Below are 22,756 nucleotides of genomic sequence, written 5' to 3' on the forward strand. Positions count from 1 at the left end.
TATGCCAACAGGATTAGTAGCCCTTCTCGATGATGTCGCAGCCATTGCAAAGGTCGCTGCCGCATCGATTGATGATATTAGTGTAGCCGCCGCTCGCGCTGGAACCAAATCTGCTGGTGTCGTTATCGATGATGCTGCTGTCACACCGCAATATGTGACCGGCTTTAGCCCGGCGCGTGAATTGCCGATGATCTGGAAGATCGCCAAGGGATCGATCAAGAACAAGCTTCTTTTCCTGCTGCCCGCAGCCGTTCTGCTGGGTCAGTTTGCACCGTTTCTGATCCCGATCATCTTGATCCTTGGCGGTCTGTTCCTATGCTATGAAGCGGCTGAAAAAGTGCTGGAATGGCTTCATGTCGATGAAACCACCAAGCACACAAAACCCGCCATTGTCGAAGGTCCTGGCCGCGAAGATGAAATGGTGTCGGGCGCAATCCGCACCGATTTCATTCTGTCTGCGGAGATAATGGCGATCGCTCTGTCCGAGGTTACTGATGAAGTTTGGTGGCAACAGGGCATCATTCTCGCGCTGATCGGCATCGTGATAACGGTGGGTGTCTACGGTGTCGTCGCTTTGATCGTGAAAATGGATGATGTCGGGCTGCATCTCGCGACCGAAAATGAAGGATTTGTCGCATCCTTTGGGCGCGGCTTGGTCGCGTTTATGCCCAAATTGCTGACTACCATTTCGATCATTGGCACACTGGCCATGGCATGGGTCGGCGGAGGCCTGCTGGTGCATAATATCGCGGCGGTTGGCTGGCATGGTCCGGAGCATCTTATTGAAGTCATTTCACATCCGCTCGTCGGCCTGTTTCCGGAAACGGCCCAGCTATTTGCCAGCGGGATCAGTTTTGCGATATTATCCGGCCTGCTCGGCGTAGCCGTGGGCGCGGTGATCGCGCCACTGGTTCATAAAATCATTCCGCACGGAGAAGCACATTGAAATTAGGCCGCCTCAATCACATCGGCGTAGTTACTCCCTCTATCCCTGACAGTATCGCCCATTGGCGCGATGTTATGGGAGCGACATCCATTTGCGAACCTTTCGATCTTCCCGCACAAGGTGTGAAGGTTTGTTTTGTTGATACCTCGGCAGATGGACCTACGAACGGCACACAGATCGAATTGATCGAACCGCTCGGAGAAGATAGTCCGATCCATGGGTTCCTTGCCAAAAACCCGCTTGGCGGACAGCATCATATTTGTTTTGAAGTGCCCGATATTCATGCCGCCAGGGCCGAATTCGAAGCCATGGGCAAGCGCGTCCTGGGCGAACCGCGCATTGGCGCGCACGGCACTCTTATCTTTTTTGTGCATCCCAAGGATATGGGCGGGATGCTAACCGAGATTATGGAAACACCAAAGGATCACTGATCCGCTCAGCCAAAAATAGAAAAGTCGATCCGGAACCAACCGGTTTGACGCCACTCAAAGGGACAACATATGGAATTCGAGAATATCAAACTGGCCATTGCCAATCAGGTGGCAACGATCACGCTGAACCAGCCTAGCCGCCTCAACGCTTGCTCCCTGGACATGGCGGACGACATCTATCTGGCGCTCGACAAGCTGGAAGATGCACGCGCGGTCATCATCACCGGTGAAGGCCGTGCCTTTTGTGCAGGTGCCGATCTTCAAGCCAAAGGCGGTGATAGCGCCTTGTCAGGTGGGCAGGGCTCATATGCGGCGCTGAACAAACATTATAACCCGTTGATGCTGAAACTCGCCAAGCTGAATATTCCGACGATTACCGCAGTCAACGGTCCAGCGGCAGGCGTGGGTTGTTCTATCGCGCTGGCAAGTGATTTTGCGATTGCCGGAAAGTCCGCCTATTTCTTGCAAGCCTTCGTCAATATTGGTCTGGTGCCCGATGGCGGGGCGAGCTGGATGCTCACCCGTTTGGTCGGCAAGGCGCGGGCCACCGAGATGATGATGCTTGGCGAAAAAATTCCCGGCGAAAAAGCCGCAGATTGGGGATTAATCTATAAATGCGTGGACGATGCCGCTTTGATGGATGAAGCCAACGCCTTGGCAAAGCGTCTGGCCAATGGACCAACAGTCGCCTTGGGCGTCATGCGTCAAAATCTGGCCGCGGCGCTCGAAAGCGACTATAGTTCGGCTCTGCTCAAGGAAGCCGAAGGCCAGCGACTGGCCGGTGACAGCAAAGATGCACGCGAGGGTGCGATATCCTTTCTGCAAAAACGGAAAGCCGAATTTAAGGGCGAATAATGACCGATAAACCGACGATAGAAGACTGGAAAGCGCTGGCTGACAAAGAAGTCAAAGGGCGTGATCTGACTTGGGAAACGCCGGAAGGCATTGCTGTCAAACCGCTTTATACAGCGGACGATGCGGGTGACCCGGGACTTCCCGGCTTTGGGCCGTTCACGCGTGGTGTGAAGGCCAGCATGTATGCGGGGCGTCCCTGGACAATCCGTCAATATGCAGGCTTCTCAACAGCCGAAGAATCCAACGCCTTCTATCGTCGCAATTTGGCGGCGGGGCAGAAAGGCCTGTCGGTTGCTTTCGATCTTGCGACCCATCGGGGTTATGACAGTGACCATCCCCGCGTAGTCGGCGATGTCGGCAAGGCTGGTGTGGCGATTGACAGCATCGAGGATATGAAAATCCTGTTCGATGGTATTCCGCTCGACACCATGTCGGTTTCGATGACGATGAATGGCGCGGTTATCCCGTGTCTGGCTTTCTACATTGTTGCAGCAGAAGAGCAGGGGGTCTCGCAAGATCAACTCGCCGGCACGATTCAGAATGATATCCTTAAAGAGTTTATGGTTCGCAACACCTATATCTATCCGCCTGCGCCTTCCATGCGGATCATCTCGGATATTATCGCCTATACGTCCGAGCATATGCCGAAATTCAACAGCATTTCGATCAGCGGCTATCATATGCATGAAGCGGGCGCGACAGCGGTGCAGGAACTGGCCTTCACCATTGCCGATGGCCGGGAATATGCCAAGCAAGCCATGGCGACGGGGCTCGACATTGACGCATTTGCAGGCCGCCTGAGTTTCTTCTTCGGCATCGGCATGAACTTTTTCATGGAAGTGGCCAAGTTGCGGGCAGCCAGGACCTTGTGGCACCGCGTCATGACCAATCTGGGCGCGCAATCGGAACGTTCCAAGATGCTGCGTACCCATTGCCAGACATCGGGCGTTTCGCTGACCGAGCAGGATCCTTACAACAACGTCATCCGGACAACCATAGAGGCCATGGCCGCAACATTGGGTGGTACGCAGTCACTCCACACCAACGCGCTGGATGAGGCGATTGCGCTACCGACTGACTTTTCCGCCCGCATTGCCCGCAATACACAGATTGTTTTGCAGGAAGAGGCCGGTATCACCAAGGTCGTCGATCCGCTGGGTGGCAGCTATTATGTCGAAGCGCTGACCGATGAACTGGTTGAAAAGGCGTGGGAGATTATTGAACGGGTCGACGCCGAAGGCGGCATGGCCAAAGCGGTTGCTGATGGTTGGCCCAAAGGCATGATTGAGGAAGCCGCTGCTGGTCGTCAGGCGCGGGTCGACAAGGGTGATGATGTCATTGTCGGCGTGAACAAATATGTTCTGGAAGACGAAGACCAGCTGGAAACGCTGGATATCGATAACGCTAAGGTACGGCAGGGGCAGATCGCGCGGCTCGACAAGATGCGCAAAGAACGGGACGAAGATGCCTGTCAGGCTGCGCTAAAAGCCATTACCGAAGGCGCCAAGGCCAATGGCAATATGCTGGCTCTTGCGGTTGATGCTGCGCGCAAACGCGCTTCTTTGGGCGAAATATCGGATGCGATGGAAGCGGCCTTTGGCCGGTACGCAACCAAACCGACACCGGTGAAAGGCATTTACGGGGCGGCCTATGAAGGCGATCCGCAATATGCACTGGTTGTCGACGGTGTGGATGCTGTTTCACAACGGCTCGGCCGCAAACCAAAAATCCTTGTCGCCAAAATGGGGCAGGATGGTCATGACCGTGGCGCCAATGTCGTTTCGAGTGCGTTTACAGATATGGGCTTTGATGTGATTTCCGGACCCTTGTTCCAGACACCGGGCGAGACCCGCGATCTGGCACTGTCAGAAAATGTGGATGCCGTAGGCGCGTCCAGTCTCGCCGCTGGTCACAAAACCCTCATCCCGGAGCTGATCCAAATGCTGCGGGATTCCGGGCGCAGCGATATCAAGGTTTTTGCAGGCGGTGTCATCCCGCCACAAGACTATGAATTCCTCCGTAAATCGGGTGTTGTCGGAATCTATGGACCGGGGAGCAATATTGTGGAATGTGCCGCGGATATATTGCGCCTGTTGGGCCATAATATGCCACCCGAGACCGAGGAAGCCGCTGAATGAATTTAGACGAAAACACCAGTGCACCTGCGCAGGCAGGTGCCCATCTCCCAACATCTTCACGTAATGCAACGGCAAGAGATGGATCCCTGCCTGCGCAGGGATACGAAGTCCGTCAAGACTGGTCGCGCGAGGAAATTGCCGACCTGTTCAACCTTCCCTTTGACGAACTGCTGTTCCAGGCCGCCACAGTCCACCGGCAGCATCACACCCCCGGCCAGGTTCAACTGTCCACATTGCTGTCGATCAAGACGGGCGGATGCCCGGAAGACTGCAGCTATTGTAATCAATCTGCCCATGCCGAAAGCGGTCTGAAAGCAGAAAAATTGGTCGATGTTCGTTCGGTGTTACAAACAGCAGCGCAGGCGAAAGATCGCGGTTCATCCCGTTTCTGCATGGGTGCCGCGTGGCGCAATCCCAAAGACCGCGACATGCCGGCGATTATCGAGATGGTAAAAGGTGTCCGGCAAATGGGTATGGAAACCTGCATGACGCTGGGCATGCTCACCAAGAAACAGTCGGATATGCTCGCCGAGGCGGGGCTGGATTATTATAATCACAATATCGACACATCGCCCGAGCATTATGAAAAGGTCATCACAACGCGGACTTTTGGCGATCGTCTCGAAACACTCGAAAATGTAAGGACCAGCGGGATCAATGTTTGCTCTGGCGGCATTGTCGGCATGGGCGAGACCCGCGAAGACCGGGTCGGTTTTGTCCATGCGCTCGCGACGCTTCCCAAGCATCCCGAGAGCGTTCCTGTGAATGCGCTGGTTCCTGTCAAAGGAACCGTGCTTGGCGATATGCTTGCCGACACGCCGCTGGCGAAGATCGATGATATCGAGTTTGTCCGGACGATTGCGGTGGCACGGATTACAATGCCTGCCTCGATGGTGCGCTTGTCCGCTGGCCGAGAATCCATGTCGGAGAGCACACAGGCGCTTTGTTTCATGGCAGGAGCGAACAGCATCTTTACCGGAGACAAATTGCTGACGACCGGCAATGCTGGTGATGATGCGGATGAGGCGATGTTTGAGAAATTGGGGTTGGTTCCGATGGAAGCGGAACCCAGAGACGTTCAGATGGAAGCCGCCGAATAGTTATGAATTTTAAATATCATCGTCATGCTGAACTTGTTTCCGCATCTATTTTTAAACATGCACCATTCTTGCAATTTGCACGATGGACCCTGAACCGAAGGTCACCGCAAGGTAAACAAGTTCAGGGTGTCGACCTGCTGGAGCCATAATGTTCAAAAAAATACTGATCGCAAACCGCGGTGAAATTGCTTGCCGGGTCATTCGCACCGCCCAGAAAATGGGTATCAAGACGGTGGCCGTCTATTCCGATGCCGATGCGCGCGCACCGCATGTGCGGATGGCGGACGAGGCGGTTCATATTGGGCCATCTCCTGCGGCGGAATCTTATCTGATCGCTGACAAAATTATCGCGGCCTGCAAGGAAACGGGCGCAGAAGCCGTGCATCCGGGCTACGGTTTTCTCTCCGAACGGACAAGCTTTCCCGAGCAATTGGCCGAAAATGACATCGCCTTTATCGGCCCGCCGCCCAATGCCATCGCGGCCATGGGGGACAAGATTGAGTCCAAAAAACTGGCCGAAAAGGCCGGAGTTAGCGTTGTTCCGGGGCATATCGGTGAAATTGCCGATACGGAACATGCGGTCGAGATTGCGGGAGGCATTGGCTATCCGGTGATGATGAAAGCCAGCGCCGGCGGCGGCGGCAAAGGCATGCGCCTCGCCTGGAACGAGAAAGACGTCCGCGAGGGCTTTGAAGCGACCAAGCGCGAAGGTCTTGCCAGCTTTGGTGACGACCGTGTGTTTATCGAGAAATTTATCGAGCAACCCCGCCATATCGAAATCCAGGTGCTTGGCGACAAACATGGTAATGTCATCTATCTCGGCGAACGCGAATGTTCGATCCAGCGGCGCCACCAGAAAGTCGTCGAAGAAGCGCCATCGCCCTTTGTCGATCCCGAGATGCGCAAGAAAATGGGTGAGCAGGCCGTCGCTCTGTCCAAGGCGGTAGATTATCACAGCGCCGGTACGGTCGAACTCATCGTCGGTGCGGACAAGAGTTTCTATTTTCTCGAAATGAACACCCGGCTTCAGGTCGAACATCCCGTGACCGAATATATTACCGGCCTTGATCTCGTCGAACAGATGATCCGCGTTGCTTATGGAGAGAAGCTGCCGCTGACGCAGGATGAGGTCACCCTGACAGGTTGGGCGGTTGAAAACCGCGTCTATGCAGAAGATCCTTATCGCAATTTCCTGCCATCCACGGGCCGTCTGGTGCGATATAATCCGCCAGAAGCCGAGGAAGGCATACGCGTGGACGATGGCGTTGCCGAGGGGGGAGAAGTGTCGATCTTCTATGACCCGATGATTGCGAAGCTCATCACCTATGGCGAAACCCGCATCGAGGCGATTGATCGCCAGATTGATGCGCTGAACCGGTTCGAGATTATTGGCCCGGGTCACAATATCGATTTTCTGTCGGCGCTAATGCAGCACGAACGGTTCCGCGAAGGCAATATCACCACCAATTTCATTGCCGAGGAATATCCCGACGGCTTTCAGGGCGCACCGGCGTCGGATGACCTGCTCCGCAATCTGGCTGCCATCGCTGCTTTTGCGGCGACAGCCCACGCCGATCGTGCGCGCCGGATTGACAATCAATTGGGACAGCGTTTGCAGCCACCATCGGAATGGGAAGTCAAAATTGGCGATAGCGTTCAAAAGGTGTCTGTCTCCGAAGACGGCATCTTGGTCGATGATCAGGACGTGGATCTGTCGGTTGCCTATACGCCAGGCGACAGCCTGATATTGGCGAGTATTGGCGAAGAGCCGCTATCCGTCAAAATATCCAAAACCGCTAATGGCTTTGCGCTGAATACGCATGGTGCGACGCATAAGGCCCGGGTCTTGCCGGCTCATATCGCCCAACATGCCGTGCATATGATCGAGAAAATACCGCCCGATCTATCCAAATATCTGCTTTGCCCAATGCCAGGACTATTGGTGGCGCTGCATGTGAAAGAAGGCGACAAGGTCGAGGAAGGCCAGCCTCTTGCGGTTGTCGAGGCGATGAAAATGGAAAATATTCTGCGTGCAGAAAAAAATGCAGTCGTGAAATCGATTGAGGCAGCACAAGGGGATAGCCTTGCGGTCGATGCAGTGATACTCGAACTGGAATAAGCAAAACGCCTTGGGGAGGGCAAATATGGCCAGTGAGGCAGGCGTTGCAATGCAGCGCGAACCAACCGACAAGGAAATCAGGCTCGTCATCGGCGCGTCATCCGCAGGGACGGTTTTCGAATGGTATGATTTCTTTATTTATGGAACGCTGTTCTACATCATTGGCCCGACCTTTTTCCCGAGCGGCAATGAAACGCTCGAAATCCTTTTGGTTTGGGCGACCTTTGCAATTGGTTTTGGTTTCCGTCCCGTAGGCGCTGTCTTGTTCGGCTTTCTGGGCGATCGACTAGGGCGCAAATATACGTTTCTGGTTACGGTTACCTTGATGGGCATAGCGACCGCTGGCGTCGGCTTGATCCCTAGCGCCGAAACCATCGGGCTGGCTGCCCCGGCTATCGTTATTTTCCTGCGTGTATTGCAAGGACTGGCGCTGGGCGGAGAATATGGCGGCGCGGCCATCTACGTGGCGGAACATGCTCCGACGGAGAAACGCGGCTATTATACCAGCTACATCCAGGCCAGCGTCGCTGGAGGCTTTGTGCTATCTATCGGCGTGGTGCTGGCTTGCCGTTTCCTGATTCCGACAGAAGAATTTAATGATTGGGGCTGGCGAATACCGTTCCTGCTCTCGATCATATTGCTCGGCATTTCGCTGTGGATGCGGCTGAAGCTCAACGAAAGCCCCGTGTTCCAGGCGATGAAAGCGGAAGGAAAAACCTCCAAAAACCCCTTTACCGAAAGCTTTTCCTATCCTGGCAACAAGAAGCGGATTTTCGTCGCGCTGTTCGGGATCACCGGCATATTGACCACGATCTGGTATACTGCTTTCTTCTCCGGCATGTCCTTTTTGCGCGGACCTATGAACGTTAACGACCTGACGGTGGACCTGATCCTGTTTTTTGCCGGTCTGATCTCCATGTCTTTCTATCTGATGGTTGGTAAATGGTCGGATAGGGTGGGGCGGAAAAAGCCGATAATTGTCGGTGCAATCCTGTCGCTGCTATTGCTTTTCCCTACTTTCTGGGGCTTGGGGCAACTCGCCAATCCCGGACTAACGGCGGCATCGGAGGCCAATCCGGTTCGTGTCGAAGGCACGGCTTGCAGTACGGATCCCTTTGCGGAATTGTTTAATCGCGAGCAAAGCGACTGTGGTAAGATCTTGGAGACCCTTACCGCCTCTGGCGTGGCCTATTCGTTGACCGATGGGCCTGAGTTAAAACTCTTCGCCGGCAGCGAGGAAATCGCAGTCGACGCCACCTGGTTCAGCGACGGCGCGGCGCGTAGGGATGGTATTCGCAGCGCACTGAGTGAATCTGGCTTTGATTTTGAGGAACAACAGCTTGGAGCCATGCGGATATTGGGCATTGTCGCCATATTGCTTGTTCTGGGCGCACTTAGCGCACTGACCTACGGATCGGTTGCGGCGCTGCTGGCGGAGATGTTCCCGCCAAAAATTCGCTACAGCTCCATGTCGATACCCTATCATATTGGCGCGGGATATCTTGGTGGCTTCCTGCCATTGATTGCAGGCTATATTGTAGCGCGTTCGGGTGATGTCTATTCGGGCCTCTGGTATACTTGGGTCGTGGTTGCCTTTGGGGTAATCGTGGCGTGGTGGGGTATTCCCAGAGATCCGGAAGCAGCACTCGACGAAGCGGATTAAACTGACTATCGCCGCATGATGAGCGATAAGACGATCGAAATTCCTGCAACGGCCAAGCTGCGTCTTGATGAAGATGCGCTCGTATCCAACTGGCAAACGTTGGATAGGATGAGCGGTTCGGCCAGTGCCGGTGCAGCCATCAAAGCCAATGCCTATGGCCTCGGATCAATCGAGGTGCTGCAGCGCTTGCAGGCAGCAGGCTGCCGCGATTTTTACGTCGCAAACTGGCAGGAGGCCAGAGAGCTAGAAGGTCATCTGGAAGGGGATAGCTGTATCTCCGTCCTTAACGGTGTCCGTGCCGAAGACATGCCCTTTGCCACCGTCTCAGCAGCCAAACCGGTGCTGAACAGCATCGAGCAGGTGCATCGCTGGCAGGAAACTGGTCGCCCATGTGATGTCATGATCAATAGCGGTATGAACCGGCTCGGGATCAATATAGTGGATATCGAGCAATATGACTGGAGCGGTCTGGATATCGACATCGTAATGAGTCACTTGGCATCAGCCGACGAAGACGGCCCGCAGAATGCCAGTCAATTGCAACAATTTATCGATGCGCTCGAATATATCCCCGGCCAGCGCCGGAGTCTCAGCAACAGCGCCGGCATAGCTCTGGGCAGCGCCTATCACTTCGACTGCACGCGGCCCGGCTTATCACTTTATGGTGGAAAACAGCGTCCCGAGCTTGAACAAACAATCCGGCAAGTTGCCTTTCCCGAAACGCAGATATTGCAGGTCCGGGATTTAAAAATTGGTGACAAGCTTGGGTATAACGCAAAATATACGGCTAAACGGGCGCATCCGATTGCGATCCTGGCAATGGGCTATGCGGACGGATATCTGCGCGGCTTCTCCAATGAAGGTGTGTTTTTAAGCGGTAACACCAAGCTCCCGGTTCTTGGTCGTGTGTCGATGGACTTGATCGCGATTGATATTTCTGACGCTTCCCATCTCAAGGAATCGGACTGGGTGACGGCGGAATATAATTTGCCGATTGCATCGCAGCAGTCCGGGCTTTCCCAATATGAGCTGATCACCGGACTTGGCCAGCGTTACGATCGGTATTGGGTCTAAACTGAGCAACTGCCATATCGCAGACGCACATGAATTAACCGGCGAAATTCCGCGCTAGTTGCATTATATTCATCTCCTGCAGCGGCTTTGGTTGCGGCGATGCACAATATTGTCTAATGCCATTGGGATCCCTCATTATTTTGAAGGCATGTCGACGTACAAAAACATAAAATACGCGATATGGTTCACAGGAGATAACATGGCGAAGACGAAAAAGGGCGATCCGGACGGCCCGATCACGATCAAGAAATACGCAAATCGGCGGCTCTACAATACGCAGACGTCCAATTATATCACACTGGATTTTCTCGCTGAGATGACGCGGAACGATATTGATTTTGTCGTGGTCGATGCGAAAACCGGCGATGATATTACGCATAATGTCCTCACCCAGATCATTGTTGACGAGGAAAGTAGCGGGCAAAATATGCTCCCCGTTAATTTTCTGCGCCAGCTTATCTCGATGTACGGCAACAGCATGCAATCCCTGATGCCCTCATATCTAGAAGCATCCATGGAAAATTTCCGCAAAAACCAGAAACAGTTTCAAGAAGCTGTCGAGGGTGCGTTGAACAAGAATCCATTGGGGCAGATGGCCGTCAAGAATCAGAAACAGTTTCAGGAAGCCATCGAAAATGCTTTGAAATCCAGTCCATTGGCGGGTGTCGTTGAAAAGGCGCTAAACCCACTAGGACTGGGTGATAAGACAGCCTCTAACGACGCAGAACCGGAGCCGGAAGAGGAAGAAATGTCTGCAAAAGATCTTGAGATCATGCAACTCAAACAGCAGCTTGCCGACATTCAATCGAAGATCGATAGTCTCGACGATTAAACTGCCTTTTGCCGCTCTGAATTTCTGGAAATTTCCCGACAGGAACCCAACTACGTGAAGAAAAATGCTTTATCCGTGACCAGAGAGGCTGACTTTTCAGCCTGGTACCAGCAACTTATATCCGAAGCAGACTTGGCCGAAGAATCCGGTGTTCGCGGCTGCATGGTCATGCGCCCTTGGGGCTATGGTATCTGGGAACGGGTACAATTTCTGATGGATCAGCGGATCAAGGCGGCCGGCCATGAAAATTGCTATTTTCCACTCTTCATTCCGCTCAGCTACTTCGCCAAGGAAGCCGAACATGTGGACGGTTTTGCCAAAGAAATGGCAGTCGTTACCCATCACCGATTGATGAAAGACGATAAGGACGGCCTTGTTGTCGATCCTGAAGCAAAACTCGAAGAACCGTTGGTCGTTCGGCCGACATCGGAAACCGTGATCGGCACATCATTTTCCAAATGGGTGCAAAGCTGGCGTGACCTTCCGGTTATGATCAACCAATGGGCCAATGTCGTGCGCTGGGAAATGCGCACACGGATGTTCCTGCGCACCAGCGAGTTTCTCTGGCAGGAAGGGCACACCGCCCATGCAACCCGCGACGAAGCTATGGAAGAAACGCTCGATATATTGGAAATGTACCGCAGCTTTTCGGAAGAAGTTCTGGCCATGCCGGTTGTTGCTGGTGAAAAACCGGAAAATGAACGGTTTCCCGGTGCTGATGCGACCTATTCCATTGAAGCCATGATGCAGGATGGCAAAGCATTGCAAGCCGGTACGTCCCATTTCTTGGGCCAAACATTCTCCAAGGCGCAGAACATCCGATATCAGGATAAAGAGGGGCAGTTTCAGTTCGCTTATACGACGAGTTGGGGCACATCCACGCGGCTGATCGGCGGCGTGATCATGACCCACGGCGACGATGACGGCCTGCGCGTACCGCCACTGATTGCGCCCTATCAGGTTGTGATCATACCCATGCTGCGCGACAAACCGGAAGATGAAGAGGTCTTGAACTTCTGCACCGCGCTAACGAAACAAATCGCCGGATTACGCGCCTTTGACGAGAACGTTCGGGTAAAACTGGACAAGAGCGGAGCCAAGGCATCCAATAAACGCTGGGCCTGGGTCAAAAAAGGTGCGCCGCTGATACTGGAAATCGGTCCGCGTGATGTCGCGGAAAGCAATGTTTCGGCACTTCGCCGAGATGCGCTTTACAAAGATAATGGCAAACTGGATTCCCAGATTCTTGCAAAAGATGCTTTTGCGGATCAGGTTCCTGCCTTGCTGGAAGAAATCCAGTCAAAATTGCATGGTGAAGCCAAGCAGAGACTGGACTCCAATATTACGCGCGGTTTGACCGATTTTGCTGAAGTTCAGAAATTTTACAAAGAGAATAAAAAATATCCCGGTTGGCTCGAAGTGCAGTGGTGTAGAGCCACGGGTGAAGAGTTGGACCAGATCGAGGAGCGATTGAAAAAGTTGAAGTTGACCTTCCGCAATGTTCCCCAGGAGGCGGCTGCCGTGGATGGCAATTGTATATTCACCGGAAAGCCAGCAGTTGAGCGGATTCTCATCGGCAAAGCCTATTAATGGCCAAACCGTCCAAATCTCATAAGCCAAGACAGGTTCCTTCGCGCAAACAGATATTGGAATTTATCGAAAACTCTGATCAGCCCGCTGGCAAACGGGAAATCGCCAAAGCCTTTCAATTGCGCGGATCCGATAAAATCACCCTCAAAGCCCTGTTGAAAGATATGGCCGATGAGGGGTTGATCGACAGCACACCGGGGCGGGCCTTTCACAAAATGGGCGGTATTCCGAAGGTTACCGTGCTCAAAATTGTTGAAATTGATGGTAATGAAGCCATCGGCATGCCGGAACGCTGGGAAGCCGAAGCCCCAGCGCCGCGTCTGCGGATCAAGGAAAGAGGCCGCCGCGCAGCACTGGCTGTCGGCGACCGCATATTGGCCCGGACCGAAGAGCGCGGCCAGGGGCATATCGCCTTCATGATGAAAAAAATCGCCCAAAGCAGTGATATGCTGTTGGGTGTAATCGAGAAAGACGAGCGCGACCGGTTCTGGTTGAAACCTGTCGATCGGAAAATCAGGCGCAGCACAGCCATTTCTGATCTGGGTGAAGCGGAAGTCGGAAATTTGGTTCTCGCAGAGCCAGTTGGTCGCGGAACGCAAATCAAAGCGCAGGTGAAAGAGGTGCTGGGCGATCCTTTTGCACCGAAATCTTTCAGTCTGATTGCGATCCACAAATATGAAATCCCACAAGTATTTCCCTCTGATGTTCTGGACGAAGCGGAACAAGCGACCCAATTGGAGCTCAGCAAGCAACATCGCGAAGATCTGACTGATCTACCTATCGTAGCAATCGACCCGGCTGATGCGCGGGATCATGATGATGCCATCTGGGCAGCGCCCGATGATGACGAGAATAACGCTGGCGGATTCAAAGCCATAGTCGCGATTGCCGACGTGTCCTTCTATGTCCGCAGCGGCAGCAAACTCGACCGCGAAGCCTATAAGCGCGGCAATAGCGTTTATTTTCCGGATCGCGTGGTTCCCATGCTTCCCGAAGCGCTGTCGACTGATGTTTGTTCGCTCAAACAGGATGTCGACCGGGCCGCATTGGCTTGTCATCTCAAGATAGACGCCAAGGGCAAGGTGGTCTCGTCCCGTTTCACGCGCGCAATCGTTCGTTTGACCGGCAACATCGCTTATGAAGATGCACAGGCTGCGATGGACGGAAAATTAGAGCATCCGATGAAAGCAGCAGCTCTTGAACCACTTTGGACCTGCTGGAAACTGCTCTCAAAGGCCCGCGATGGCCGTGAGCCGCTAAACCTCGATCTGCCGGAAAAGCGCGTTGTTCTGGATGATCAGGGGCGCATTGCTGAAATTGCCGTTCGTGAGCGTCTCGATGCGCATCGTCTGGTTGAGGATTACATGATCGCGGCCAATGTCGCTGCGGCGAAGATGCTTGAATCCAAGAAGTCGCCTTTGATTTACCGTGTCCATGAGACACCGTCACGCGAAAAACTGATCGCGCTCAAAGACTATCTGAAGAGCTTCGACGTTAGCTTTGCCATGGGCCAGGTGATCAAGCCCGCCGTGTTCAACCGTCTGATTTCACAAGTTGGCGAGGCGGAGATTTTGCCGCTGGTTATGGAACAGATATTACGCAGTCAGACACAGGCCTATTACGGTGCCACAAATATGGGCCATTTCGGCCTGTCTCTTGGCAGCTATGCGCATTTCACCAGCCCCATTCGCCGCTATGCAGACCTGATAGTCCATCGCGCTCTGGTCAGTGGCTGCAAATTGGAGCAACCTGAGCCCGAGAATGAGAATATTCCGGTGCAAAGCGGACTATCGAAAGATATGGCGGGCAAGCTCGATATGATTTCCGAGAAGATCAGCCAGCTCGAACGCCGCGCCATGAAGGCCGAGCGGGAAACCATAGATCGTTATATCTCGGCGCATTTGTCCGATCATGTCGGTCAAGTGCTCAAATGCCGGATTACCGGCGTCCAGAATTTCGGGTTTTTCGCAACGGTTGAAGAATTGGGCGGAGATGGGCTTGTTCCTGTCCGGACATTGGGTGTCGAACGGTTTGACTATGACGAACAAAAGCAACAACTGGAAGGCGTTGAGACCGGAGTTACTTACAATATCGGGCAAAAGCTCGATTTGCGTTTAGTCGAGGCCAACGCCGCTACGGGAAGCTTACTCTTTGAATTGGCAGAAGGGGCCAATCACATGTCAGGTCGCCATGAACCCCGACGCGGGCGCAGTCAGTCTAAGGTAAAGGCACATCGCAAGGGAAAACAAGGTCGTCCGGCAAATATTCGTCATCGCAGCCGATGATATTAGCGAATAGGGCTACGACGACCTATAAGCGGCGCAGATAGCTTAGCTCAATCGATCAATTTCTTCTTTGCTAAGTGATCCCGGTACAACCATCACCGGACAGGGAAGGGTGCCTGCCTCCGTTGCGGCAAAATGGGTTACCAACGGACCGGGTGAGCCATTGCTGGCAGCTCCGAGAACCAAAGCAGCGAGACCATCAATCTCGTCCATCAACCTTCGCACATCTTTTGGCCCTTTGCCTTCTCTGACGGTTATTGCAGGCCTGATACCAGTCTCCTCAAAGAGCGTACCGGCAGCGCTGGAAACAAGTGCTTCGGCTCGATTTTTTGCTTCTTCTTCCAGCGTCGCCTGAACGCCGCCCCAGGCAACAAATCCTTCGCTCTCCACCAAAGCCAGAATGTGCAAGGCGCCATTGGTTTTCATTGCGCGGCGTGAAGCGAAGCGAAGCGCGATGCTTGCCTCTTCGGTCTCATCGATAACCACCAGGTAAGTACGCATGAAAACTCCCCAACTGACTGCGCAAAATCACTATTAAAACCATGCTTGCGATAAAAGCCTGTGATATGCAAGATTTACACAGCTTGCGCTTTCCTGAGATTTGCGCATAAACGCCTGCAACGTTGCTATAGAATAAGGGTTTCCTCTCCATGCCGATCAACCTTCAAATGCCCGCTTTGTCACCGACAATGGAAGAAGGGACGTTGGCCAAATGGCTGGTCAAGGAAGGCGATGAGGTCGCTTCAGGTGATTTGCTGGCGGAGATAGAGACCGACAAGGCGACGATGGAGTTTGAAGCGGTTGATGAGGGCACGATTGCGAAGATCGTCGTTGCCGAGGGAACCGATAATGTCAAAGTTGGGGAAGTGATTGCGATTATCGCCGAAGAGGGGGAGGATGTTGGCGCCGCTTCAAAAGTGGACGAAAGTGCCGCGGAGAAGCCCAAACAGGCAGCGGAAGTTGCTGAAAAGCCTGCGGAACCGGTACAGGAGGTTGCTCCAAAGGTTACAGATGAGGCCCCTAAAGTTACCGCTTCCGCACCGGATGGCGACCGTATCAAGGCCAGCCCACTGGCCCGGCGTCTGGCCGAGCAAAAGGGCGTTGATCTCGCCGCGTTAACCGGTTCCGGCCCCGGCGGCCGGATCATCAAGGCGGATATTGATGCGGCCGAAGGCGGCACCGCGCCGGTTAAAAGCGAAACTGCGGCGCCCGCGCCAACCCCTGCCGCGACCCCGGCATCGGCACCGGCAGCCAATGATTTCGATATCCCGCACACGTCGGAAAAACTGTCGGGCATGCGCAAGACCATTGCCCGCCGGCTGACCGAAGCGAAACAGACCATACCGCATATCTATCTCACCGTGGATATCCAGCTCGACAAGCTGCTCAAGCTGCGCAGCGAGCTCAACACGACGCTGGAACCGCGCGGCGTCAAACTGTCGGTCAATGATCTGCTGATCAAGGCGCTGGCCGTCTCGCTAATGCAAGTGCCCAAATGCAATGTCTCGATTGACGGGGACCAGCTCAAGACCTTTGAACGCGCCGATATCTCGGTCGCGGTCAGCATTCCCGGCGGTCTGATCACACCGATTATCACTAGCGCCGACACCAAGTCGCTCAGCACCATCTCCACCGAGATGAAAGATTTGGCTGGCCGCGCCAAGGATGGCAAGCTCAAGATGCACGAATATCAGGGCGGCACTGCGAGTATTTCGAACATGGGCATGTTCGGCATCAAGAATTTCGATGCGGTGATCAACCCGCCCCAAGCGATGATCATGGCCATAGGGGCAGGGCAGAAGCGCCCCCATGTCATCGACGACAGCCTGCAAATCGCGACGATCATGAGTGCCACTGGCAGCTTTGATCACCGGGCCATTGACGGCGCAGATGGCGCACAGTTGATGCAGGTGTTTAAAGAGCTGGTGGAGAACCCGTTGGGGATGTTGGCTTGAGCTTTCAACACAGGACTACGCAAATGGAACGTAGCCTCTCTCCCCTCGCGGGAGAGAGGTTGGAGAGAGGGGTGGACGGCGTCTGCCGTCCCAAAGAAACGGAAGCCCCCGAAGCAATCATACGCCGCCGGGCTAAGTCTATGCGCTCCGAACCCACTGAAGCCGAAACCAAGCTATGGACCATCCTTCGTGCCAAACGCTTGGGTGGCTATAAGTTCCGACAGCAGGTTCCGATCGACCACTATATTGGAGATTTTGTTTGTTTTGCGCGAAAATTGATAGTGGAAGCAGATGGCTCTCAACATGCAGAGAATAGTTATGATGAGAAACGTGATAGCTATCTGAAGGCAGAAGGTTTTCAGATCCTGCGTTTCTGGAATAATGATATCCTGAACAATCCCGATGGGGTAGCGGAGGCGATTCTCGCGGCGCTGAAAACCCCCTCTCCAACGTCGCCTAAGCAACAAGTTGCCAAGGCTTTGGTTTCCTCTCCCGCAGGGGGAGAGGATGAAAAGGTGCAATATGACTAAATCTTACGACCTCATCATCCTCGGTTCTGGCCCCGGCGGCTATGTCGCGGCCATCCGCGCATCGCAACTCGGCCTGAAAACCGCCATTGTCGAGCGCGAAAATCTCGGCGGCATCTGCCTCAACTGGGGTTGCATACCGACCAAAGCGCTACTGCGTTCCGCCGAAATCTTTCACAATATGAAACATGCCGCGGATTATGGTCTGGCGGCGGAGAAGATCAGCGCGGATCTCGATGCGGTGGTCAAACGCTCCCGCGGGGTGGCGAGCCAGCTGAACAAAGGCGTCACCGGCCTGATGAAGAAGAACAAGATTGATGTCGTGATGGGCGATGGCAAGATTGTCGAGAAAGGCAAAGTCGCCGTCAAGACAGAGAAGGGCGACGAAGAACTAACCGCGCCGAATATCATCATCGCGACCGGTGCCCGCGCCCGCGATCTGCCTTTTGCCAAGGCCGATGGCAAGCGCATCTGGACCTATCGCCACGCCATGACGCCGCCGGAAATGCCCAAGAAACTGCTGGTTATCGGCTCCGGTGCGATCGGAATCGAATTTGCCAGCTTCTATAATGACATGGGCGCGGACGTGACCGTGGTGGAGATGATGGACCGCATTGTGCCGGTAGAAGACGAGGAAATCTCGAAATTCCTTGAAAAGTCGCTGAAGAAGCAGGGCATGACCATCATGACCGGCGCTGGCGTCAAGAGCATCGAGACGTCGGCCAAGGGCGTCAAGGCGGAGATTGAAGACAGCAAAGGCAAAAAGGCCAGCCATGACTTCAGCCACGTCATCGTCGCTGTGGGCATACAGCCCAATGTCGAAACGGTCGGTCTGGACGAGCTGGGCATCGAACCGGACGAGCGCTTCCATATCAAGACCGACTCCATGTGCCGGACCAATGTCGAGGGCATTTACGCCATTGGTGACGTCACCGGCGGACCATGGCTGGCGCACAAGGCCAGTCATGAAGGCGTTATAGCGGCAGAAGCCGTTGCTGGCGGCCATCCGCATGCGATGGATGTCAACAATATCCCGGGCTGCACCTATTGCCACCCCCAGATCGCGAGCGTCGGCCTGACCGAGGCGAAGGCCAAGGAAGCGGGCCATGACGTCAAAGTCGGAAATTTCCCGTTTATCGGGAACGGGAAGGCCATTGCGCTCGGAGAGACCGAAGGTTTCATCAAAACCGTGTTCGATGCGAAAACCGGCGAATTACTGGGTGCGCATATGATCGGCGCGGAAGTTACCGAGCTGATCCAGGGCTATACTGTTGGCAAGACGCTGGAGACGACCGAAGCGGAACTGATGAACACCGTCTTCCCGCATCCGACGCTCAGCGAAATGATGCACGAAAGCGTGCTCGACGCCTATGAGCGGGTTTTGCACATGTGATCAGGCGCGTTAACCCCTCACCAACGTCGCCTAACCGCCTACGGCGCTAAGGCTTTGGTATCCTCTCCCTCAAGGGGAGAGGAAAGTGGCCGAAACTGACAAGAACAACCTTCCTCTCCCCTTGAGGGAGAGGACAGATTTGCTTACGAACTTGTTCGTTAGAAAATCTTGGTGAGGGGTGATGGTCAAGCGCCGATGGCCGGATATAGTCCGCAAACTCTAAAACACGCCAAACAGCTACGGCGCGACATGACGCCGCAGGAACGCTTGCTTTGGAACCGGTTAAGAGATCGGCAATTAGGTGGGTATAAGTTTCGAAAACAACAGCCAATAGGTCCTTATATTGTTGATTTCATATGCCACGAAGAGAATCTGATTGTGGAAGCAGATGGATTGCAGCATTATGATAGCGGTCATGATCTGGCGCGCGATCAGTGGTTGAAAAAGCAAGGCTACTCTGTTCTTAGATATTGGAATAATGAGATAAACGAGAATCTGGAGGGCGTTTTGGAAGCTATTTTGGTTGCGCTTTCCCAACACCCCTCACCAACGTCGCCTAACCGCCTACGGCGCTAAGGCTTTGGTATCCTCTCCCTCAAGGGGAGAGGAAAAACGGGGTATCGTCGCGCCAATCATAGGAGCGCAAATTGGGAGTGGAAAACTACTTCTCTCCCCTTGAGGGAGAGAAAAGACTTGGCTTGGCAATTTATTGCCTTAGCAAGTCTTAGAGAGGGGCGGGCGGCAAACACTAGCTTTGCGTGTGGACGCTGCCCCCTCACCGACTGCGACTAAGCATCTGCGGTGCTAAGTCTTCGTTGTCCTCTCCCTCAAGGGGAGAGGATTCAAAGAGGGGAAAAATCGATGAATCCGATCAAAGGCTTACTGGCACTATCTCTTACCGTCTCTGCGACCGCTAATGCGGAAACTATTGTCTACACGGCCGACCGGATGCTGGATGTCGATAGTGGCCGGATGATCGAGAATCCCGCCATTATCGTCACCGATGGCAAAATCGCCCGGGTTACGAATCAGAACGACCCGGTCGAACCGGCAGACGCCAAAACAATTGCACTGGGAAATGTCACAATTCTCCCCGGTCTGATCGACATGCATGTCCATCTTGATGCCAATCCGCTTTATGGCGGCTATAGCGGCCTGCAATTCACGGATCAGTTCTTTACGGTGCAGGGTGTCGCCAATGCACGCGCTATGCTGGAGGCAGGGTTTACCAGCGTGCGGAATATCGGTTCCGACAATTACTCGGACATCGCATACAAGCAGGCGATTGATGAAGGATTGATCGCTGGACCGCGCATTACACCTGCGGGCTATTCGCTAGGCGCAACCGGAGGCCATTGCGACCAGACCTTCCTGCCACCGTCGTTCCAGGCCAAATCGCCTGCCGTCGGCGATGGCCCTGCGGAACTGCGCAAAAAGGTGCGTGAACAGCGCAAATATGGCGCCGAGGTCATCAAGGTATGTGCCACGGGCGGAGTGTTTTCCCGCAATACGGAGCCGGGACAGCAGCAATTGTCGCTGGAAGAGCTCAGCGCGATTGTCGATGAGGCGAAGCTGTGGGGTCTGAAAACAGCGGCCCATGCCCATGGCGCTGCCGGAATCAAGACAGCGATCCGTGCCGGTTTTACCACTATTGAGCATGCCAGCCTGGTCGACAAAGAGGGCATTGATCTAGCGCGCAAGAACGGCACTTATTTCGGAATGGATATTTTCAACACCGAATATACCCAGTCAGAAGGCAAGAAAAACGGGGTGTTGGAGGAAAATCTTCTCAAAGACCGGCAAATTGCCCAGCTGCAGCGCGACAATTTCCGCGCCGCGCATCAGGCGGGCGTGAAGATGGTGTTCAGTTCCGATGCCGGCGTCATGCCGCACGGTATTGCGGGCGGTCAGTTCAAGATCATGGTCGACTACGGCATGACGCCGCTGGAAGCCATAAGAGCCGCCACCATCAATGCCGCCGATGCGCTTGGCAAAGCCGATCAGGTTGGGCGGATAAAGGCCGGATATCATGCGGATTTTATCGCCGTTGACGGTGATCCGCTTGCCAATGTGCAAGAATTGGAAGATGTCGATGTCGTGGTGAAGGGCGGAGCGCTCGTAAAGGGACAATGAAATGGCAAAAGGTACCCATGATTATGTCGAGGACCCGCGCAACGAAACGATCCTGATCAACGTCAACGGCGTTATTACGCCGCGGGCCGAGGCCATGGTGTCGGTATTTGACAGCGGTTTCATGCTGGGCGACGGGGTCTGGGAAGGCTTGCGGGTTCATAAGGGCCGTATAGCCTTTCTGGACGCGCATATGGACCGCCTGTTCGAAGGGGCGAAAGCCATAGCGATGGATATCGGCATCAGCCGGGACGAACTGGTTGCGCGGCTTTATGAGACCGTAGAAGCCAATAGCATGACCGCCTGCCACATCCGCCTGATGGTGACGCGGGGTATCCGGTCCACGCCTTATCAAGACCCGCGTGTGATCATTTCACCCGCCACCATCGTCATCATCCCGGAATATAAGGAAGCGCTGCCGAGCACTGTCGAGAATGGCATCCGGCTGTTTACCGTCCATGTCCGGCGCGGTGATCCGGCGGTGCAGGATCCGAAGCTGAACTCGCACAGCAAGCTGAACTGCATCACCGCCTGTATTCAGGCGACACAGGCCGGGGCAGACGAGGCTCTGATGCTGGACCCGCAGGGTTTTGTTGCGACCTGTAACAGCACGCATTTCTTCATTGTCCGCAAAGGCGAGGTGTGGACGTCGAGTGGCGATTATTGCCTTGGCGGTATCACAAGGAGCAACGTGATCCAGCTGTGTCGGGAGAATGACATCCCGGTATTTGAGAAGAATTTCTCGCTGACCGATGTTTATGGCGCCGATGAAGCCTTTGTCACTGGAACCTTTGCCGGCGTTGTGCCCGCTACCGAGGTGGATGGCCGCATATTGAGCAAGGGCAGGGGGCCGATGGTCGAACGCCTGCAGGGGCTGTACAAAGACCTGATTGAACGCGACACGGTGTCATGACGTCACAGCCTGTTCGTATCGCCATGTGGTCGGGCCCGCGGAACATCTCTACCGCGATGATGCGCAGTTTTGGTAGCCGTAGCGACTGCGCGGTTACCGACGAGCCATTTTACGGTGCCTTCCTGAAAAAGACCGGATTTAAGCAGCCCATGGCTGATCAGATCATCGCTTCGATGGATTGCGATTGGACCTCGGTGAAGAACACCATGCTTGGCCCCGTGCCAGAGGGTAAGACGGTCTGGTATCAAAAGCATATGCCGCATCACATGGTTGACGATGTTTCGATTGCGGATTTTCCCAATCACCGGCACGCCTTCCTGATTCGTGACCCAGACCATGTTGTTGCGAGTTACGCCGCCAAGCGGGTGGAAGTGACGCCCGAAGATCTTGGTTACGAGCGGCAGGTGGAATATTGCGACCGCGCCGCGCAAATGACGGGAAGTGCGCCAATTGTGCTGGATAGCGCTGAAATCCTAAAGGCTCCTGAAAAGCATTTGCAGAGCCTGTGCGCGGCTTTGGATATCGGTTGGGACCCGGCAATGCTTGCGTGGAAGAGCGGGCCACGGGACACGGACGGGATATGGGCTTCCCACTGGTATAATCGCGTGCTCGATACCACCAGCTTTGCAGCGCCATCGGACCGGACTCCGATTCTGACGGCTAGCCAGCAGCAGATCGCCGATCAGTGTCGCAAATTTTACAATCAACTATTAGGTTTTCACCTCAAAATTCTCTGATAACAGCGAAATTCCGGGGTTTTTCAAGCGTTACCCGATATAGTCGGAGCATGCAGATTTCGTAGCGT

19 protein-coding genes are annotated in these 22,756 nt (G+C 54.3%); 18 read left to right on the forward strand and 1 reads right to left on the reverse strand.

The genetic code is table 11. From position 1 onward, the window contains the following. The first annotated feature begins 1 nt into the window (after position 1). From ACO6S1_RS17075 to rnr, 11 genes are all read left to right on the forward strand, one after another. A complete protein-coding gene (locus tag ACO6S1_RS17075; RefSeq protein ID WP_422343758.1) occupies positions 2-946 on the forward strand; it encodes a DUF808 domain-containing protein in 945 nt (314 codons plus the stop codon). Then, complete coding sequence (mce, locus tag ACO6S1_RS17080) at positions 943-1,377, forward strand: methylmalonyl-CoA epimerase (RefSeq protein ID WP_422343759.1); 435 nt, start codon at positions 943-945, stop codon at positions 1,375-1,377. Before ACO6S1_RS17075 ends, mce begins: the two co-directional genes overlap by 4 nt. A 69-nt stretch (positions 1,378-1,446) precedes the next feature. Then, positions 1,447-2,232, forward strand: coding sequence for an enoyl-CoA hydratase-related protein (locus ACO6S1_RS17085; RefSeq protein WP_422343760.1), 786 nt, complete (start codon positions 1,447-1,449; stop codon positions 2,230-2,232). Beyond that, positions 2,232-4,370: a methylmalonyl-CoA mutase gene (scpA, locus tag ACO6S1_RS17090; protein ID WP_422343761.1), complete on the forward strand. Its 2,139-nt coding sequence runs from the start codon at positions 2,232-2,234 to the stop codon at positions 4,368-4,370. The genes ACO6S1_RS17085 and scpA overlap by 1 nt, the downstream gene beginning before the upstream one ends. Then, positions 4,367-5,470, forward strand: a complete 1,104-nt coding sequence (bioB, locus tag ACO6S1_RS17095) for a biotin synthase BioB (RefSeq protein WP_422343762.1) — start codon at positions 4,367-4,369, stop codon at positions 5,468-5,470. The genes scpA and bioB overlap by 4 nt, the downstream gene beginning before the upstream one ends. Positions 5,471-5,615: 145 nt before the next feature. Continuing rightward, positions 5,616-7,589 (forward strand): acetyl-CoA carboxylase biotin carboxylase subunit, encoded by a 1,974-nt coding sequence (locus ACO6S1_RS17100; protein WP_422346225.1) that lies wholly within the window; start codon positions 5,616-5,618, stop codon positions 7,587-7,589. A 25-nt stretch (positions 7,590-7,614) separates the two neighbouring features. Beyond that, entirely contained in the window at positions 7,615-9,252 is a 1,638-nt protein-coding gene (locus tag ACO6S1_RS17105) for an MFS transporter (RefSeq protein WP_422343763.1), read from the forward strand. Positions 9,253-9,267: 15 nt separating this feature from the next. Next, positions 9,268-10,326: an alanine racemase gene (gene alr / locus ACO6S1_RS17110; protein ID WP_422343764.1), complete on the forward strand. Its 1,059-nt coding sequence runs from the start codon at positions 9,268-9,270 to the stop codon at positions 10,324-10,326. Between the two features lie 199 nt (positions 10,327-10,525). Then, the gene (phaR, locus tag ACO6S1_RS17115; protein ID WP_422343765.1) at positions 10,526-11,158 is read left to right on the forward strand and encodes a polyhydroxyalkanoate synthesis repressor PhaR; all 633 of its coding nucleotides are present in this window, start codon (positions 10,526-10,528) and stop codon (positions 11,156-11,158) included. A gap of 54 nt (positions 11,159-11,212) precedes the next feature. Further along, on the forward strand, positions 11,213-12,748 hold the full coding sequence (proS, locus tag ACO6S1_RS17120) for a proline--tRNA ligase (protein ID WP_422343766.1): 1,536 nt from the start codon (positions 11,213-11,215) through the stop codon (positions 12,746-12,748). Continuing rightward, the gene (rnr, locus tag ACO6S1_RS17125; RefSeq protein WP_422343767.1) at positions 12,748-15,033 is read left to right on the forward strand and encodes a ribonuclease R; all 2,286 of its coding nucleotides are present in this window, start codon (positions 12,748-12,750) and stop codon (positions 15,031-15,033) included. Before proS ends, rnr begins: the two co-directional genes overlap by 1 nt. Before the next feature lie 45 nt (positions 15,034-15,078). Here the strand turns inward: rnr and ACO6S1_RS17130 are convergent, their stop codons facing one another. Further along, positions 15,079-15,534: a universal stress protein gene (locus ACO6S1_RS17130; RefSeq protein WP_422343768.1), complete on the reverse strand. Its 456-nt coding sequence runs from the start codon at positions 15,532-15,534 to the stop codon at positions 15,079-15,081. 149 nt (positions 15,535-15,683) lie between these two features. Here ACO6S1_RS17130 and ACO6S1_RS17135 point away from each other — a divergent pair, with 149 nt between their 5' ends. The 7 genes from ACO6S1_RS17135 (at position 15,684) to ACO6S1_RS17165 (ending at position 22,688) form a co-directional block, all read left to right on the forward strand. Then, entirely contained in the window at positions 15,684-16,988 is a 1,305-nt protein-coding gene (locus ACO6S1_RS17135) for a pyruvate dehydrogenase complex dihydrolipoamide acetyltransferase (RefSeq protein ID WP_422343769.1), read from the forward strand. 23 nt (positions 16,989-17,011) lie between these two features. Continuing rightward, positions 17,012-17,518 (forward strand): endonuclease domain-containing protein, encoded by a 507-nt coding sequence (locus ACO6S1_RS17140; RefSeq protein WP_422343770.1) that lies wholly within the window; start codon positions 17,012-17,014, stop codon positions 17,516-17,518. After that, a complete protein-coding gene (gene lpdA, locus ACO6S1_RS17145) occupies positions 17,511-18,908 on the forward strand; it encodes a dihydrolipoyl dehydrogenase (protein ID WP_422343771.1) in 1,398 nt (465 codons plus the stop codon). The genes ACO6S1_RS17140 and lpdA overlap by 8 nt, the downstream gene beginning before the upstream one ends. 195 nt (positions 18,909-19,103) lie before the next feature. After that, on the forward strand, positions 19,104-19,484 hold the full coding sequence (locus tag ACO6S1_RS17150) for an endonuclease domain-containing protein (protein WP_422343772.1): 381 nt from the start codon (positions 19,104-19,106) through the stop codon (positions 19,482-19,484). A gap of 285 nt (positions 19,485-19,769) precedes the next feature. Further along, positions 19,770-21,041, forward strand: a complete 1,272-nt coding sequence (locus ACO6S1_RS17155; RefSeq protein WP_422343773.1) for an amidohydrolase family protein — start codon at positions 19,770-19,772, stop codon at positions 21,039-21,041. Position 21,042: 1 nt separating this feature from the next. Beyond that, the gene (locus ACO6S1_RS17160) at positions 21,043-21,951 is read left to right on the forward strand and encodes an aminotransferase class IV (protein ID WP_422343774.1); all 909 of its coding nucleotides are present in this window, start codon (positions 21,043-21,045) and stop codon (positions 21,949-21,951) included. Continuing rightward, positions 21,948-22,688, forward strand: a complete 741-nt coding sequence (locus tag ACO6S1_RS17165) for an HAD family hydrolase (RefSeq protein ID WP_422343775.1) — start codon at positions 21,948-21,950, stop codon at positions 22,686-22,688. Before ACO6S1_RS17160 ends, ACO6S1_RS17165 begins: the two co-directional genes overlap by 4 nt. Positions 22,689-22,756 lie beyond the last annotated feature (68 nt).

It is taken from the genome of Parasphingorhabdus sp. (assembly GCF_965233695.1).
Classification (GTDB): Bacteria; Pseudomonadota; Alphaproteobacteria; order Sphingomonadales; family Sphingomonadaceae; genus Parasphingorhabdus.

Excerpts from the sequence above, each read along its gene's own strand:
- ACO6S1_RS17075 (WP_422343758.1), top strand. The coding sequence starts at position 2 with ATGCCAACAGGATTAGTAGCCCTTCTCGATGATGTCGCAGCCATTGCA.
- ACO6S1_RS17085 (WP_422343760.1), top strand. The coding sequence starts at position 1,447 with ATGGAATTCGAGAATATCAAACTGGCCATTGCCAATCAGGTGGCAACG.
- scpA (WP_422343761.1), top strand. The coding sequence starts at position 2,232 with ATGACCGATAAACCGACGATAGAAGACTGGAAAGCGCTGGCTGACAAA.
- bioB (WP_422343762.1), top strand. The coding sequence starts at position 4,367 with ATGAATTTAGACGAAAACACCAGTGCACCTGCGCAGGCAGGTGCCCAT.
- ACO6S1_RS17105 (WP_422343763.1), top strand. The coding sequence starts at position 7,615 with ATGGCCAGTGAGGCAGGCGTTGCAATGCAGCGCGAACCAACCGACAAG.
- alr (WP_422343764.1), top strand. The coding sequence starts at position 9,268 with ATGATGAGCGATAAGACGATCGAAATTCCTGCAACGGCCAAGCTGCGT.
- phaR (WP_422343765.1), top strand. The coding sequence starts at position 10,526 with ATGGCGAAGACGAAAAAGGGCGATCCGGACGGCCCGATCACGATCAAG.
- rnr (WP_422343767.1), top strand. The coding sequence starts at position 12,748 with ATGGCCAAACCGTCCAAATCTCATAAGCCAAGACAGGTTCCTTCGCGC.
- ACO6S1_RS17130 (WP_422343768.1), bottom strand. The coding sequence starts at position 15,534 with ATGCGTACTTACCTGGTGGTTATCGATGAGACCGAAGAGGCAAGCATC.
- ACO6S1_RS17135 (WP_422343769.1), top strand. The coding sequence starts at position 15,684 with ATGCCGATCAACCTTCAAATGCCCGCTTTGTCACCGACAATGGAAGAA.
- ACO6S1_RS17140 (WP_422343770.1), top strand. The coding sequence starts at position 17,012 with ATGGAACGTAGCCTCTCTCCCCTCGCGGGAGAGAGGTTGGAGAGAGGG.
- lpdA (WP_422343771.1), top strand. The coding sequence starts at position 17,511 with ATGACTAAATCTTACGACCTCATCATCCTCGGTTCTGGCCCCGGCGGC.
- ACO6S1_RS17150 (WP_422343772.1), top strand. The coding sequence starts at position 19,104 with ATGGCCGGATATAGTCCGCAAACTCTAAAACACGCCAAACAGCTACGG.
- ACO6S1_RS17155 (WP_422343773.1), top strand. The coding sequence starts at position 19,770 with ATGAATCCGATCAAAGGCTTACTGGCACTATCTCTTACCGTCTCTGCG.
- ACO6S1_RS17160 (WP_422343774.1), top strand. The coding sequence starts at position 21,043 with ATGGCAAAAGGTACCCATGATTATGTCGAGGACCCGCGCAACGAAACG.
- ACO6S1_RS17165 (WP_422343775.1), top strand. The coding sequence starts at position 21,948 with ATGACGTCACAGCCTGTTCGTATCGCCATGTGGTCGGGCCCGCGGAAC.